The 16,728-nt window shown below is 41.2% G+C and carries 16 protein-coding genes; all 16 read right to left on the reverse strand.

Annotated elements, in window-relative coordinates; genetic code table 11:
• Window positions 1-12: 12 nt before the first annotated feature.
• Entirely contained in the window at window positions 13-969 is a 957-nt protein-coding gene (gene accD, locus QNK26_RS17790; protein ID WP_319225381.1) for an acetyl-CoA carboxylase, carboxyltransferase subunit beta, read from the reverse strand.
• A gap of 346 nt (window positions 970-1,315) precedes the next feature.
• Complete coding sequence (gene truA / locus QNK26_RS17795) at window positions 1,316-2,107, reverse strand: tRNA pseudouridine(38-40) synthase TruA (protein ID WP_319225383.1); 792 nt, start codon at window positions 2,105-2,107, stop codon at window positions 1,316-1,318.
• A gap of 183 nt (window positions 2,108-2,290) precedes the next feature.
• Window positions 2,291-4,636 (reverse strand): FimV/HubP family polar landmark protein, encoded by a 2,346-nt coding sequence (locus QNK26_RS17800; protein ID WP_319225384.1) that lies wholly within the window; start codon window positions 4,634-4,636, stop codon window positions 2,291-2,293.
• A gap of 270 nt (window positions 4,637-4,906) precedes the next feature.
• Window positions 4,907-5,923 (reverse strand): aspartate-semialdehyde dehydrogenase, encoded by a 1,017-nt coding sequence (locus QNK26_RS17805; protein ID WP_319225385.1) that lies wholly within the window; start codon window positions 5,921-5,923, stop codon window positions 4,907-4,909.
• A gap of 17 nt (window positions 5,924-5,940) precedes the next feature.
• A complete protein-coding gene (locus QNK26_RS17810) occupies window positions 5,941-7,059 on the reverse strand; it encodes a 4-phosphoerythronate dehydrogenase (protein WP_319225386.1) in 1,119 nt (372 codons plus the stop codon).
• A 149-nt stretch (window positions 7,060-7,208) separates the two neighbouring features.
• The gene (gene fabB / locus QNK26_RS17815; protein WP_319225387.1) at window positions 7,209-8,426 is read right to left on the reverse strand and encodes a beta-ketoacyl-ACP synthase I; all 1,218 of its coding nucleotides are present in this window, start codon (window positions 8,424-8,426) and stop codon (window positions 7,209-7,211) included.
• Between the two features lie 359 nt (window positions 8,427-8,785).
• Window positions 8,786-9,799: a beta-N-acetylhexosaminidase gene (gene nagZ / locus QNK26_RS17820; protein ID WP_319225389.1), complete on the reverse strand. Its 1,014-nt coding sequence runs from the start codon at window positions 9,797-9,799 to the stop codon at window positions 8,786-8,788.
• Entirely contained in the window at window positions 9,787-10,701 is a 915-nt protein-coding gene (locus tag QNK26_RS17825; protein ID WP_319225390.1) for a phosphotransferase, read from the reverse strand. The genes nagZ and QNK26_RS17825 overlap by 13 nt, the downstream gene beginning before the upstream one ends.
• Window positions 10,698-11,186, reverse strand: a complete 489-nt coding sequence (locus tag QNK26_RS17830; RefSeq protein WP_319225392.1) for a penicillin-binding protein activator LpoB — start codon at window positions 11,184-11,186, stop codon at window positions 10,698-10,700. The genes QNK26_RS17825 and QNK26_RS17830 overlap by 4 nt, the downstream gene beginning before the upstream one ends.
• Window positions 11,187-11,292: 106 nt before the next feature.
• Entirely contained in the window at window positions 11,293-11,646 is a 354-nt protein-coding gene (locus QNK26_RS17835) for an HIT domain-containing protein (protein WP_319225394.1), read from the reverse strand.
• A 206-nt stretch (window positions 11,647-11,852) separates the two neighbouring features.
• Window positions 11,853-12,725, reverse strand: a complete 873-nt coding sequence (locus QNK26_RS17840) for a 6-carboxytetrahydropterin synthase (RefSeq protein WP_319225396.1) — start codon at window positions 12,723-12,725, stop codon at window positions 11,853-11,855.
• Window positions 12,726-12,790: 65 nt separating this feature from the next.
• Entirely contained in the window at window positions 12,791-13,183 is a 393-nt protein-coding gene (locus QNK26_RS17845) for a DUF2750 domain-containing protein (RefSeq protein ID WP_319225398.1), read from the reverse strand.
• 130 nt (window positions 13,184-13,313) lie between these two features.
• The gene (locus tag QNK26_RS17850) at window positions 13,314-14,258 is read right to left on the reverse strand and encodes a 1-aminocyclopropane-1-carboxylate deaminase/D-cysteine desulfhydrase (RefSeq protein WP_319225399.1); all 945 of its coding nucleotides are present in this window, start codon (window positions 14,256-14,258) and stop codon (window positions 13,314-13,316) included.
• 13 nt (window positions 14,259-14,271) lie between these two features.
• Window positions 14,272-15,069 carry an ABC transporter ATP-binding protein gene (locus tag QNK26_RS17855; RefSeq protein WP_319225401.1) on the reverse strand — a complete coding sequence of 266 codons (798 nt, stop codon included), beginning with the start codon at window positions 15,067-15,069 and terminating at the stop codon, window positions 14,272-14,274.
• 29 nt (window positions 15,070-15,098) lie between these two features.
• Window positions 15,099-16,151 (reverse strand): vitamin B12 ABC transporter permease BtuC, encoded by a 1,053-nt coding sequence (gene btuC / locus QNK26_RS17860; protein WP_319225402.1) that lies wholly within the window; start codon window positions 16,149-16,151, stop codon window positions 15,099-15,101.
• A gap of 69 nt (window positions 16,152-16,220) precedes the next feature.
• On the reverse strand, window positions 16,221-16,728 hold a 508-nt coding region (locus tag QNK26_RS17865), incomplete at its 5' end, for a replication initiation regulator SeqA (RefSeq protein ID WP_319225403.1).

Below are 16,728 nucleotides of genomic sequence, written 5' to 3' on the forward strand. Positions count from 1 at the left end.
ACTCGTCAGTGTTTACTCGTGATTGCTGGGAGCGTCACTTGGCGTCTTAACGTCATCAGCAGGTGGTACAACCGCGGGTGTCGCTTCTGCACTTGCGGCTTCAGTCGCAACATTATCAGACGTTTCCAAGTTCATCATCTTCGCTAATAAGCCTGCAAGTTTATCACGCATTTCACGACGATCAACAATCATATCGATAGCACCTTTCTCCAACAAAAATTCACTACGTTGGAAACCTTCAGGTAATTTTTCTCGTACCGTTTGTTCAATGACTCGCGGACCAGCAAAACCAATCAATGCTTTTGGTTCAGCAACATTGATATCACCTAACATTGCTAGACTTGCAGATACACCGCCCATTGTTGGATCAGTCATGACCGAAATATAAGGTAGACCTTTCGCTGATAGTTTCGCTAATGCAGCACTTGTTTTTGCCATTTGCATTAGTGAAAATAACGCTTCCTGCATACGCGCACCACCACTGGCAGAAAAACAAATAAGTGCACGGTTTTCAGCCATACATACATTCACAGCAGCAACAAAACGCGCACCTACAACCGTCGCCATTGAACCACCCATAAATGAGAATTCAAATGCACACACGGCAACAGGGATCCCTTTAATAGTGCCTTTTTCTACAACCAATGCATCTTTTTCATTTGTTGCTTTTTGCGCGCTAGCTAAACGGTCTTTATATTTTTTGCTATCGCGGAATTTTAATTTATCACTTGGCTCAAATTCAGCACCGATTTCAATACGGCCATCTTTATCAAGCAGCTTGTTTAAACGTTCACGTGCACTTACGCGCATATGGTGGTCGCACTTAGGACAAACGCCTAAATTACGCTCAAGTTCTGCATGGTATAAAACCTGGTCACAAGAGGAACATTTAGTCCACACACCTTCAGGAATATTTCGGCGCGCCGTTGCGCTCTTGCTTTTTGGTAGTATTTTTTCAATCCAGCTCATGAACCCTACTTATAATTTTTTCTAATTAATTGAAGAATATGATGTTAAATGCGTTGTTAATAGAAACAGGAAAAAATAGCCCCAAGTCAATTAACAAAAATTAATGCGTTAAGTCGATGATTACCAAACTCAACAATACTCCACATTCATCGTGTAGCACAATTAAATCACAGATTTTCCAATAAGTTTATATAAAACTGGTCATACCCTTGTGACTTTAGCTCAAAAACCAATAAAAATTCATAAATCGAAATAGATATGCATCATTTCTTTCGATTTATTTTGGCTATCGGTAATGATTTTTTACTTAAATAAAGGTCAGTATTATGGTTATTAAAGCAAATAGTTAAAACTGCTCAGGTAAAAATAATGGTCCCACCGATGGGCGCGGAAGATTAAACTGACTTGGATAATCAACTTCCACCATGTATAAGCCTTCAGCTTTACTTGTTGCGGCGGCAACAGAGCGATCTTTACCTGCGAGTAATTCTGCTATCCATGAAACCGGTTTATTACCTTTACCGACTTCCATTAATGAACCCGCTAGGTTTCTTACCATGTGATGTAAGAATGCATTCGCTTTCACGTCGATAATAATATAGGCATTGCGGCGTATCACTTTAATATGATGCATGGTTTTAATAGGGCTTTTGGCTTGACAATGCTTCGCACGAAAAGAGGTAAAATCGTGTTCGCCGACTAACTGCTGTGCCGCTTCATGCATTAATTCAGCATTTATATCACCATAATAATAACTTACGCCTGAACCTAAAATCGCGGGGCGTAAACTACTATTATAAATAATATAACGATAACGTCTCGCGGTAGCGCTAAAACGAGCATGAAACTCGTCATCAACTTCTTGCGCCCAACGCACCGCTATATCATCGGGTAAATTAGCATTAACACCCAATGTCCAAGCAACATCTTTACGGATAGAATCAGTATCAAAATGCACAACTTGTCCAGTTCCGTGTACGCCAGAATCAGTACGTCCAGCACAGTGAACGATCACTGGATGATTGGCTACACGAGATAATGCGAGTTCCAACTTTTCTTGTACACTGATCACGTCTTTCTGTCGCTGCCAGCCGTAATATTTACTGCCGTCATATTCTATACCGAGTGCAATTCGCATTTTTCTTCCAACTTTATACTTTCATTAATTTTTAAACACAAAAAGCGGTGACTCTCGCCACCGCTTTACTAATTATTACACAATAATTATATCACTCAATTATACCGCGTCAGCTTACAACTTTAAAGTAGCTAACACTCGATAGTCTCACCAGAATTTACACTCTAGATAGTGAGTAATGGATCATAAACGACTCAGAAGCTTATTCACTTCCGCTTGCTGAACTGCATCACCGACCCCAGTTAACGGCTCTAAAATAGATTTAGCACCGTCATTATCTTCAATTTCAAGATACGCACGGGCAAGGTCTAATTGTGCACCAAAACGGTTACTCTCGTCGTCAATATTCTCTCGATTGTTATCCAGTAGACTATTAGCATATTCATCAAGGCCCACATCAAGTGTTACTTGATCATAAGGTTCATTTTCGATAGCGGCAGGTTGCTGAGAGGCTTCATTTAACAATTTATCGATATCAATAAACTCTTCAGCCTGTGCGGCTGCAACATCAATAGGGGGCTGTTCACTTGGCTCCGCGCTAAATGCATTGGGGCTATATTCAGCCATCATGGCTTCAATATCATCTAACTGCGAGACATCACTGTTTGATTGCTTTGCGGCTTCAGGAGAAACATTGCCAGTCCCATCAAGTTCAGCCAGCATTTCATCAACCGTCTGCCCATGCGCTTGAGGTAGTTCATCGTTATCTGTAGGGACGTCTTGCGCTGGCAGATCAAATCCAGCACTAGCTAAAATACTATCGATATCATCAACATCAACATTAAGATTACTGTCATTACCCGATGGCGCAGTCGGAACGGTTGGAGTCGGAGGGTTGGTGTTGACACCAGCTTCAGCCAATAGGCTATCGACATCGTCCATATCAACGACTTGCTGGTTATCTTGAGTAGGGGGAACATTCTCAGCTTCCGCTTGCGCAATCGCATCCAGTCCCGCCTCAGCTAAAAGGTTGTCGATATCATCCATATCAACAGGCTCATTCTGCGCAGCGACTTGAGGTTCACTATGTGGGACATCATCAGCTCCAGCTTGCTCGATGGCTTCTAGTTCCGCTTCAGCAAGAATGCTGTCAATATCGTCCATATTCACAAATTCATCATTAACGACTGGCGATGCTTTTGCCGCTATGTCAGAAGCGTTCGGCGCTGTAACATCAACATCGTTAAGTGAATTAAAATCAAAGTCAGGGGCTGCAGCGTCAGAAGTTGGCGTAGCTCCTACTGGCGGATTACCTAACTTAAATTGCTCTAACATGGAGTCAACTTCAGCTAAATCTTCATCCAACGTATTCATTTTATGTGCAGGTTGTTCCGGTATCAAGCTAGGTTCATCAAGCTCTTCGCGCCAGCTTAAATCAGGTGTAACACTATCATTTTCAAAGCTGGTACTTTCATCATCAAGCGTTAAGTCAATATCACTAAAGTCATTGTCATCCAAATTTAAATCTGGCATAACAGGCGCTTGCTCAACCACTTCAGGCATAATCGGTGCCGCAGATTTAGTCACTATCGCAGCAACTTCCGGCTCCATTGCTAAGTTAAAGTTTGGTTCGTCTAAATGAGGGGCTGCGTTAGACTTTGCTATCGGAGCTTGAGCCTCTTCAGATGCCGCTACATGATTATTTGTTGTCGGCGCAAAACTTTCAGTGCTGAGGTAATCGCTAAGTTCATCTACGCTATTATCAGTATCGAACATCACATTATCTTCAATGTTATTCTTCTGGTCGTTTCTATTTTTTAACCATAAACCTAACCAAATAAGCGATAACAGTGAAAAAGCCCCGGATACACCACCGATTAACCACCAGTTATTATGCGATTCAGCTTCCAGAATAGCTTGTTCTTTCGCCTCTTCAATGAGTGCTTGTTGCTCGATAATCTGCGCTTTTTGTTGCTCAACCAACGCTCTTAAATCTGCTTTTAACTGATTATCAATCGCCATTTGTTCTTTAAGTTCAGCCAGTTCCATGCGGATACTTTCTAGCTGTAATTTAAGGCGGCGATTGGTTTCACTTGATAATAACAAGTGTTCATGACTTTCTGTTAACTCACCTTGCAGTAAAGCAAGCTTATCGATGTTTGCTTTCTTTTTCGCCACGGCCTTAGGGCTAGCGACAATTGACTTGGTGTTAATATCTGATTTCTTAGTGAGCAAACGCTTTAGGGCAGAACCGTCTGTGGCCTTTATTTCGGCTGCACTTGGGATCTTAAGCATGCTGCCATCAATCATCTTGTTGATGTCGCCGTCTAAAAATGCGTGCGGGTTAAGTGCTAAAATTGCCGCCATGGTTTTGTACAAACTCAAGCTGTTATCAGGTCTTGTCGCGGTTGCAACAGACCATAATGTATCGGCTTTAACTATTGGGCCATAATTGCTAGGAGCAGAAGGAGTATGAACTTCAGGACCTTTTAATTGCAGCACAAATCCATTTGAATTAGCTGCAATACTAGCCATAGGCAGCAGCAGAAATAAAACAACCCATTTTAACTTCGATAACGCCGATATCATTGTTAACCCTTACTTACTTTGAAACAACATCAATATATTTGAATTCAATATAACATATCCAAAAAACCAATATACATTGAATTCGCTGGTATCTTCTACTCCACTATTTTAATGGTTAATTTCAATAAAATAAAATTGGCTACTGAAACTATGATATGAATCAGAAAATAAGCTTCAAATAAAAAAATAGCACCCTATATTGGGTGCTAAATATGCAATCACTCTAATTTTATAACCCTATGATAACTTATTATCTCAAGGGCTATATTTTTACAGGTAGTCGCTAATTAATAGTTCTGCAATTTGCACACTGTTGGTTGCAGCACCCTTACGGATATTATCGCCTACAACCCACATATTAATACCGCTTGCGTGTGAAATATCTTCACGAATACGACCAACAAACACTTCATCATGACCCGCTGAATCAGAAACAGGTGTTGGATAGTCTTCTTCATTCTCAATCAGTTTAACACCAGGCGCATGACGCATAAGTGAACGCACTTCTTCAGCACTGATTGGCGTACGCGTTTCTAAATGGATCGCTTCAGAGTGACCATAAAATACCGGTACGCGAACAGCCGTAGGGTTAACCATCACGCTTTCGTCTGCAAAGATCTTCTGCGTTTCCCACACCATCTTCATTTCTTCTTTGGTGTAGCCATTATCAGTGAACACATCAATTTGTGGGATCACGTTAAATGCAATTTGCTTTGGATAAACTTTAGTTTCAACTTCACGGGCATTTAATAAATTTGCAGTTTGACCTGCTAATTCATCAATTGCGCTTTTACCTGAACCCGATACTGCTTGATAGGTTGCAACGTTGATACGTTTAATTCCCACAGCATCATGGATCGGTTTTAACGCAACAAGCATTTGAATTGTTGAGCAATTTGGGTTGGCAATGATGCCACGATTTGTATATTGTGCAATTGCTTCTGGGTTAACTTCTGGTACAACTAATGGAATATCATCGTCATAACGGAATTGTGACGTATTATCAATAACAACGACACCAGCATCAGCCGCGATTGGCGCCCATTTTTCTGATACCGAACCACCAGCAGAGAATAAACCGATTTGAACTTTTGTCCAATCGAAATTATCAACATCTAATACTTCAACTTGTTTATTATTAAAGGTAATTTTACCACCAGCACTACGGCTGCTTGCTAATGGATAAATGTTACCAATTGGAAATTTACGTTCCTGTAAAATTTCCAACATCATTTGCCCTACGGCACCTGTTGCTCCTAGTACTGCAACATCATATAGTTGACTCATCAACGACTCCTAAAAAATTATTTGGCAAAACCAAGTTGATACAACGACTCTACCGCATAATGTGACTCATTTACTAGCCTCAATGAGGAAAATTCTCTTCTTTCTAGGTAATTTTTACGCATTTCATCAAAACTACCCGCTTTCATTATGTTTTTTCTAAAAATAGCGTCATCTCTTCGCACATCGTACACTAAATGGACCAAACTTTTAGCGAATGTTTGATCGGCGCTTTGGTTAACATCAATGCGACTTACAGCAGGTACCGGTAAGATATCACTGATACTGCGATCAACTTGCTGACCTAGAAATTGGGCGTAGGCCTGATAGATCATTTCAGTACCGCGCGCTTTACCCTCTAAGCTATAACCGGCAATATGCGGAGTTGCAATTGCCACATAAGGAATAAGATCAAGCAGTGGTGTTGGTTCGTTTTCCCACACATCCAATACCAGAGTCATTGCATGCCCTGCTTGTTTTAATTTAAGCAGCGCCTGATTATCAATCACATCACCGCGGCCACAATTCACAAGAATTGCATCTTGCGCAATACCAACAAGTAGTTCGGCGGTTAATAGATGCTTGGTTTTATTACGACCTGTTTTCACTAACGGCACGTGTAGGCAGATAATATCGGCTTTCAGCGCTTCTTCTAAACTCACAAAGCCTGTCAATCCTTCGGCCTCAGCTTTCGGCGGATCACAAAGTATAACTTGAGCACCTAGCGCTGTTAATCGACTAACCGTTTGCGCGCCCGTATTACCAACACCAATCACCGCAATCGATTTATCTGCTAACGTAAAACCTTGTTGCTCCGCTAAGACTAATAATGCGCTGCACACGTAATCCCCGACTGAAACCGCATTACAGCCTGGTGCATTGGTATATTGGATTCCACGCTGTTGCAATAGCGGTTGTTCTAAATGATCAATACCAATCGTTGCGGTACCGACAAACGCTAATTTATTCGCTTTCGCTAATAACGTGCTGTTAACTTGTGTAACAGAACGTACCATCAAGGCATCGACATCATGCAAATCGTCTGCGCTAATCGTACGCCCAGATAAAGGGATCACATCACCAAACTGAGAAAACAGTTCAGTTGCATAAGGCATATTTTCATCTACTACGATCTTCATTTAACTATTCTCTTAATAAGACGGCTCATGTTATTTTGCGCGTTGTTAAGATAAAAAAAAAGCCCATTTATCAATAATCTGACAAATGGGCTTATATTGTTCTATTAACACTAGAAAACGTATTACGTCTCCCTTAATGAATAGACAAACTATTTAGTGAATTTACTAAATACTAATGTCGCATTCGTGCCGCCGAAACCAAAGCTGTTCGACATGACGTTAGTTAACTCAGCATCAATTGCTTGACCAGCAACAATATCTAGACCTACTGCTTTTTCATCAAGGTCTTGAATATTTGCACTTGCTGCAATGAAGTTATTTTCCATCATGATTAATGAATAAATTGCTTCATGTACACCAGCCGCACCTAGCGCGTGACCAGTCAAAGCTTTAGTCGCACTGATTTTAGGTGATTTATGGCCAAATACGGCTTGAATCGCTTCAAGTTCTTTAGTGTCACCAACGGGTGTAGATGTACCATGGGTATTTAGATAATCAATCTCACCAGTTACCGTTTCTAGTGCTTGCTTCATACAACGTACCGCACCTTCACCTGATGGCGCAACCATGTCATAACCATCTGATGTTGCACCGTAACCGGTGATCTCAGCATAGATAGTCGCACCACGAGCAAGTGCATGCTCAAGTTCTTCAACCACAACCATACCACCACCACCAGAGATAACGAAACCATCGCGGTTGGCGTCATAAGTACGTGATGCTTGTTGTGGAGTATCGTTATACTTCGTTGACAGCGCGCCCATAGCATCAAATTCCAATGCCAATGTCCAATCGATCTCTTCACCGCCACCAGCGAATACTACGTCTTGTTTACCCAATTGGATTTGCTCTACTGCATGGCCAATACAATGCGCACTTGTCGCACATGCAGAGGTAATCGAATAGCTTGGGCCTTTAATTTTGAACGGTGTAGCAAGACAAGCAGAAATGGTGCTCGACATAGTACGAGTCACCATATAAGGACCCACACGCTTCACACTTTTATTACGAGCGATATCAACAGAATCTACAACGTTCTTTGATGATGCACCACCTGAACCTGCAATAAGGCCAGTACGTACGTTAGATACTTGCTCTTCTGTTAAACCTGAATCATCAATCGCTTCTTGCATCGCAATATAACTGAAAGCAGCTGCATCACCCATGAAACGCATTGCTTTACGATCAATGATTTCTTTAGGATCAAGATTAACAGTACCGCAGACATGACTACGTAAGTTTTGTTCAGCGAATTGTGGTTCAAATTCGATACCACTGGTGCCAGCTTTCAGTGACTCACATACTTCTGCTTTATTGTTACCGATACTTGATACAATACCGATACCTGTTATAACCGCTCTTTTCATGATATTCCCTAATATAAAATTATTACGTTATTCTTACTTATTTTTTAACGTCATCTGGTCTGCTTTCCCTATCATCGGATAAGATTATGACCGTTTTATTAATTTTGATCCTATGGATTAATTATTTATCCATCCAAAAACATCAACTTCCTTTAACCGAAAACCCGACAAGACTCATTATCTATCTACTTTCATTATAGCAAAACGTAATTAACCAGTATCCCATTGCTCATAGTGATTGTCACCGACTAAAAATTGCGCATGATCAAATCATCTGCAATTGTTGCTAAATCTGCTGATAAAACAACCACGTTAATCACGAGGCTGCTATCAAATACTGGCACAATAACTCACTTAAATTAACTAAATTGATGATTAAATTTGGCTACCGATTTCGCTGTATCTTGCCATAGACTGCTCATTTTAAGCTCATCGAGTGAAAAATTACTGCTATGTTTAAGATTAAAATCATCCGTTGTTAGATTAATATCTAAGCCATCAAGTAAAGTTTCAACACCAACACGATCATTACACGCCAGCAATAAATTACAACCAGCCCACATAGCCTGCTCGGCACGCTCCAAATAATTTCCTGCCACACTTGCGCCGTGCATCGATAAATCATCTGAAAATATCGCGCCTTTAAAGCCTAATTTTTGTCTTAATTCTGTTTGTAACCAGTATTGAGAAAAACCAGCCGCTTTACTATCCACTTGCTGATAAATCACATGTGCCGGCATAATGGCATCAAGTTGCGCATCTGCAATAAGGGCTTTAAAGGGCAATAAATCAGTTGCAGTAATGTCTGCTAAGCTACGTTCATCAATGGGAAGTGCAATATGTGAATCAGCTAATACACTGCCATGTCCGGGAAAGTGCTTGCCAGTGGTTTTCATGCCCGCGTTATGCATACCAATACACAGCTGAGTTGATAGGTCTGTTACCCAACTCGGATCAGCATGGAATGAACGGTCACCGATAACTTGACTACCACGTTCTAAGTCAAGCACAGGTGCAAAGCTTAAATCAATATCAAACGCGAGAAGCTCAGCAGCTAACATCCAACCACATTGTTGGGTGAATTGTTTTGCGGTATCACGATCATCGGCATAGAGCTCGGCTATTTTGCCCATTGCCGGGATCCGCGTAAACTGCTCTCTAAAACGTTGAACACGGCCACCTTCATGATCAACCGCAATTACGATGGACTGTTTTGCCGCTTGACGTATTGATTTGATTAACGCCTGTAACTGGCCATGATCACCATAGTTACGACTAAACAAGATCAAACCACCGGTTAATGGGTGCGCTAAGATCTCTTTATCTTCCGCTGTTAATTCATAACCATCGACATCTACTACTATTGGTCCCACGTCAATTCCTTATTCAATAGGTTAATTTTATCTGCTACGGCACGTTCCGACTGCTGCCATAGCGTTAAATATATGCCATCTTTATCTTGCTGATACATGACAATACACCACAACAAGGTCATCATTTCCACCACGACAGCCATTACATCTAATTGTTCAAACGTGACTTTCGCTGCGGGGTGATAATGATTGTAATAACTTAAAAACAGCGTCCGCTGTGATCCTTGCCATGCAAAAGTCTGGAACAAGGTCGCAATATCAAAATCACAATGTCCTGCTGCTGCAAACTCCCAATCTAACAGGTATAACTTAGTCTGCTCATTTTCAATAAAATTCAACGGATTCATATCATGATGACAAAATCCCATACGATTAGCAGGTAAATGCTGTTCAATTAAGTTAATCGTTAGTGCTAACTGTTGCTCTAGTGCAGTGGTTTTGAATTCTGAATTTAATGTCTGATAATAATGCTGTAAGCGCTCACTCATATCAAGGTGATGGCTTGGTTTAGGTTGCTGATGAAGGGTCGCGACTAATTGCGCTATTTTTGCAATGTTTTCATCTCGAACTTGATCAACTTGATCCCAATGTTTACCTATGATCCAATCACAAATCATGCCTTGGCTATGCTGAACAATAATATTAGGTGCTAAACCTATGCTGGCGGCTTGAATTTGCGCCGCGTATTCATGATCAGCATGCTTACTCATATCACTGTAAGTCGCAGAAAACAGTCTCACAAAATAACTGTTGTTCAAACCATGTTGTTGAAACTGAAGCCGATAATTATGATTGCTTAAGCCACCTAACACGGGCTGTAAAGAAAATGATTGTGGACTAAATTGCACCACAAACTCAGGCGTGCTATCAGCGCTGGTATGGCTTTCAGGTGTCAGGCTCATAATACGATCATACGACTTACTTGTGCTTCCACCGTATGAAAACGATTATCAATCAATTCAATCGTTAGGGCATGCTCATTACTCGCATTCTTAAGTTTAATAATACGAATAACCAATGAATAGCGGCCCTCTGTCATTGTTCTACTCTGACTTTGCTGTGCCGTTAAGATCTGGATATCAAACCAGCGCAGTTGCATGAGTGTTTCTGCGCTTGCCCGTTGTAGTTCTTGAGCGGTAATCGGGAGCGACACAGCACTGTCAGGGTAGGTAATATAAAGGCGTTGACCGTGCTCAAAAGATCCTTGCACAAAGAAAGGTTGTTGTAACAACTGCCAGTTTAGTGCGCGCATTTGTGTGGTTAACGGGTGCTCTTCGATAACCTCAGGTGGCAGAGTCATCACTTGCTGGTAATGGTGTACAGGTGATGTACAAGCGGTAACGAGCAATGCACTAAGTAAATATATTAGTGTGAGGATCCATTTCATTTACACTCCCCCCAGATTACTGATAGTGAATGAGATGACCGATAAGATCATGCTATAGAATAAGCGGTCATCTTTATACTGTGTCGCGAGCTGCAACAAACAAGTACTATTTTGTTGTAACCATAGCACCAAGCTGTTCGCCACCAACAAGGTGCATATGTAAGTGATACACCTCTTGCCCACCGTGCTTATTACAGTTAACAATTAGGCGGTAGCCATTTTCAGCAATCCCTTCCTGCTCTGCAATTTTTCGTGCCACAGTAAATAGGCGTCCTAACGCTAACTCGTCTTCTTCGCATACGTCATTGGTCGTCGGGATCAGCTTATTAGGGATAATTAATACATGTGTTGATACTTTGGGATTAATATCACGAAATGCAGTCACTAACTCATCTTGGTATAGAATATCAGCTGGGATCTGTTTATCAATAATCTTGCGAAAAATCGTTTCTTCTGCCATTTGTTTAGCTCCATTACAAAATTAAGTGACTCAATAATAAGTGAAAACAAATACAAATACACCTGTTATCCACAATCGCTCATTATCTATGCCCATTTCAGTGATAACCACAACAAAAAAGCCCGTTAACATCTACAATATGAGTGTAGTGGTTAACGGGCTTATTATTTTAATTTAAGGGTAAATAAAGTCGCAGCGAAGGGCTATTACGCCGAAGCAATTGCGCCTTTACCAACACCTTCGTAGGCAAATACTGTCACTGACTCATTGCAGTCTTTTGCTAATGTATCAGCGATATACTGGGCTATATTTTCTACTGTTGTTTCTGTCGGCATAATTTCAACTATTGACTTACTAATCGCAAGCTGGAATTCACCTTGTGGCGCTTGATATTTGAAGCAATAATGATTCGGCGTTAATGCTGCCATACCTGCACGTGATAATGATAGTTCAGATGCCGAGACCATGTCACACTGCTCCGCAAGATAGATGTCTTTCCAACGCTCAGCCCAACTTAATTCTAACGTCGTATCACGTTCATCATTACGCAAAACCTCAATCGTTGAGCGATGACCATGGGCAATACGTTGGCAGTTACCAACATGTTTACGCAGGCCATGACTGTAGCAGTATTCTGCTCCGTCAATTTTTTCTTCACGTAATTTCACATCTAGCTTTTTAACATTGTTTGGCAGGCGCAGCATTAGCTGCTCAGTCAAATATGCTTCTAAACTAGCAAGGGTGATTTGCTCTGTTGGGATCAATGCAAATGCTTGATCAGGACAAGCTAGATGAATTGATTCACTGTGCTCACGCCATGCATCAAGGTAAGTAAATGCACCGTCGCTCATCACATCACAAAATTTAGCATGTGCAGGTACAATCAGTTTATGATCAACTAATTCATCAACTGTCGACTTAATCAGCTTTTTCACAATACCAAAATCAAGGATCATGCTTTGTTCATTTAAGTCACCATGCAGAACAATATCCACTAACCAACTTTGGCCAATAATGCCACGTGAATAATCTAATACTGAAGAATCAATAACAGTAAGATCTTTGACGAATAATTTCATCTAAATTTTGTCCTTTATGGTAACTAAATAGTTAAGCGCTTGCTGATTTTTATCATTTGTTAGCGCTATTTCTGAGCGTCGTATTCATCTTTAAATGAAGCAATTAGTTCTTCACTATCAACAACAACAACGTCTTGACCCGCTTTCGGGAATACCGAAATTACCACACCATCGGCAGCAAGGCCTGGTAACCAGTTATTACGCCAAGCAGCCATTTCAATTCTCAGAGGCTGACATTCAGACCAATCGCCTTGGATCCACTCACTTGCAAATTCAGCATGTGGCCAAACAGGAATACTTCTTTCGCCTTCCACTTCGCTAACAACAAAACCGTTAGCATCTGCTAATGTCCATACTTCTTCAGACTTAACCGCACGAAAAATGAAATAGTTAAAGCGAGCTTCAGGTGATTTTTCAACTGCTTCAGCAGTTTGCTTGTCATGGATTTTAAATGTCATAATCTTCTCTCAAGAAACCGCCGTTTGCAGTTTCAAATAATGTTTATAATAAAGCAGCTGCGGATTGTACGCTGCACAATAATAAATACCAATAATAATTGGTAAATAGTAACGTTAAATAGCCGTGGTTTTATTTAACAAACGCCAACTTGCGCAAATAACGCGGGAGCATGGTTTCGTTCCCCTGTAATCCACCTTGGTGTATATAAAGAATGGGGCGATTATCGCTACTTTCAAGTCCCACTGCCGAATTCTCGTTAGCGATACTAAATTCACGCTGTAAGCATAACCATGCCAACGGATCGTAGAGTAAATCAAATTCGATATTAGTGGTTTGCTTTAGCTGCGCCCAGATATGATAAAACGCCAGGTAGAGTTTACCGAAGTGATACTTTTTATCAGCCGTCATAATAGTCGGATGTAAAGATTCATCAGCACACAACTCCGAGAACTGCTGCTTTAAATAACCGTCACCACCCACACAAGCACACGTTTGTACTTCAAAGGGTAAATGCTTCTGTAAAAATAACGCCGTTGTTCCCGTCCCGGCAGGTAACACAACTCGAATGTCCGCGTACGAGTTCGATTCAGCCCAGGCCATAATTTCATCAGCGAGTATTTTCAGCCCCGTTTCTGCATATTGACAACGACCACCTTCAGGAATAAACACAGCTACTTGACCTTGCGTTGTTAAAGCAGGTAAGACGTATTGCTGGATGTACTCAATAACCGTGATCTCACTCGGTTCAGTAACCATAATGTTAGCACCTAGCTCTAGCGCGGCGCGGTAATTACCTTGCGGATTATCAATTAAATATTGCGGCAGGTGGTCAACGTAATAATACAACTGACATTGCTTTATTTTTGCCAGTGCAGACAAGGAATACAGTGAATTAGCTTGGGCTGAACCATGACCGACGAGGATGTCTACTTGTGATAAATCTTGCTGTAAGAAATGATAAAATTTTCTGGCTTTATTACCACTAAAAGCCACATCCAATAAATCATCTCGTTTAACATAGACTTGATGGCCTAAAAACTCAATCACATCAACAGGGGTATTACGTAATTCCACAGCGTACTCCTAACTAAACCGACGCAGGCAGCGCTGACGAAACAATAAACTGGCGACCATTAACAGCCAACAACTCGGTATCAACATCATAGACTTGTTTAATGGTCTCGACCGTTAAAACTTGACTCGCATCGCCCTGCCCGACCACACGACCTGCATTTAACAGCAATACTTCCGACGCATAATTAAGGGCAAGATTAAGATCATGGATTGATGCTATTACTGTAATACCTTGTTGTGAAAATTCTTTGAGTATTTGTAACACTTCAATTTGATGTTTCAAATCCAAACCTGTTAAAGGCTCATCTAACAAGCACAGCACCGATTGTGGGTTTAATAATGGCGATACTTGTACCAAAGTCCGCGCAATCAATACCCGTTGCCATTCACCGCCAGATAATTGGTCACAATTACGCGTGACGAATTTAGCTATATCCAAACGTGCTAATAACTGATTAATTACCTGACAAGCTTGCTCATTTTCCAAGCTGATCCCCAGTGGGTGTAAACCTAAAGCAATGAACTGATATACCGGGATAGCAAAGGGCGGTGGCGACGCTTGTGGTAACCACGCTCGCTGCAGCGCAAGTTCTGCAATCTGGTAGTCAGTGACCGCACGATCCGCCAGCAGATACTCGCCTTGGCTTGCTTGTACATGACCAGCCAAAATAGCTAATAACGTGCTTTTACCACTGCCATTTGGCCCCAATAAAAATAAACAACCACCTTGGGTAATCGAAATATTAATATTATGCAGGCGTTGCTGATAGTTAACCTCGGCAAGCGTTAATATTACTGAATTCTTCATCATATGTTTCATTTACCCAGAGTAATACGCCGTTATGCTACTTGCTTACGTAATAACAAGTAGATAAAAAAGGGAGCGCCAAGACTAGCAGTGATCGCGCCAACAGGTAATTCAGCTGTCGCAAAGGAATTGCGGGCGATAAGGTCTGCCAATAATAAGAAACTCGCACCGAGTAATGCAGAGGCGGGTACCAAAAAACGTAACTGACTGGTCACCAATATTCGTAAAATGTGCGGAATAACAAGACCAATAAAGCTAATCACCCCCGCCATAGACACCGATATTCCAGTCAGCACTGCAACGCATAAAATAAGCTGGATGCGTAATTTCGGCACATCAATACCGGATTGAAAAGCGCCTTGCTCACCAAACTGTAGCAAATTAAGCGCATCGATACGCCGCATGATCCACAAAAAGCTCAAGCTTAAGGGAATAACCGCGATATAAATTAAGTCCGCACCATAAGCTAAATTGCCCATCATCCAATACAGCATTTGGCGCATACTGCTATCATCCGAGAAATATAATAGCCAAGTCATTATTGCACCAGAGAAAATACCAATCGCTACACCCAATAACAAGATCTTAGTGGTTGGTAAGTTATTCTTGGTTACTTGGTATAACAACCCTGTGACAAGGCTGGCACCAACAAAAGCAGACAAAAGTAGAATATACTGCTGTAGTCCTGCCCATTGTGGCAATAGCGTATCAAGCAAGACGATAGATAACACAGCAAACAGGCTAGCAAAAGATGAGATCCCTATCACGCCGGGTTCAGCGAGTGAATTAGCCAGTAATACTTGCAGAATACAACCCGCCACGGCTAAGGCTGCACCAACTAAAATCGCGGTAACAATACGCGGAAAACGCAACTCAAACAGGACTTGTTGCTGCAAAGGCGATAAACCATTAACAATATCATCGACGCCAATACTAAAATTACCCGACGCGAGTGAAATAACAGTGACAGTAACAAGGAAAATAGATAATAAGATAAGGGTAATTCGACTTTTTTTCCTACTGGCACGCTGTAATTCAAGGAGGTCGATCATAGTATCAGTGAGAAATGAGAAGGAAACAGACAAGGTAGTTCAAATAACGTCAGCCAAAAGCTTAAGCACATTTTAGATACCTTGTCAGAAGGCTGTATGTAATTATATTGATTGACTTACAGCATCAATTAACGCGTGGGTATAACCCATTTCAGCCATAAGCTGCGTAATTATATTACGTTTACGTCCGGTATTGGTATTGGTAATAACCCAATATGGTGTGTGTTCAATATGGCGCGGCTTAGTTGTACTGCCTGCGCTTAACAATTCACTTTCAGATTTTGCAAAGTAAATACGTTTACGGCCTTTAATATCAGTCGCACTATCAAACTCTTTCGGATTTTCAGCATAAAGCACAGATAAAATCTGAATAAACTTAGTAACCGAAACCGAAGTCTCTTTAAATTTCTTACTTTTAATAAGCTTATCGATACTGGCAGGCAAGGTAGAATGACTCACTACTTCCGCTTCTACCACGATAGGTTCAGAAACAACAGGCGTTGGCTCTACTACTGCCGGTGATTTAGTAACCGTTTGCTTAGTCTCACTGTTGGTGTTCACTGCATGCTGCTGCGGTTCTTCAACATTTGTTAAAGCTGCAGAAGCACCC

It is taken from the genome of Moritella sp., assembly GCF_033791185.1.
Classification (GTDB): domain Bacteria; phylum Pseudomonadota; class Gammaproteobacteria; order Enterobacterales; family Moritellaceae; genus Moritella.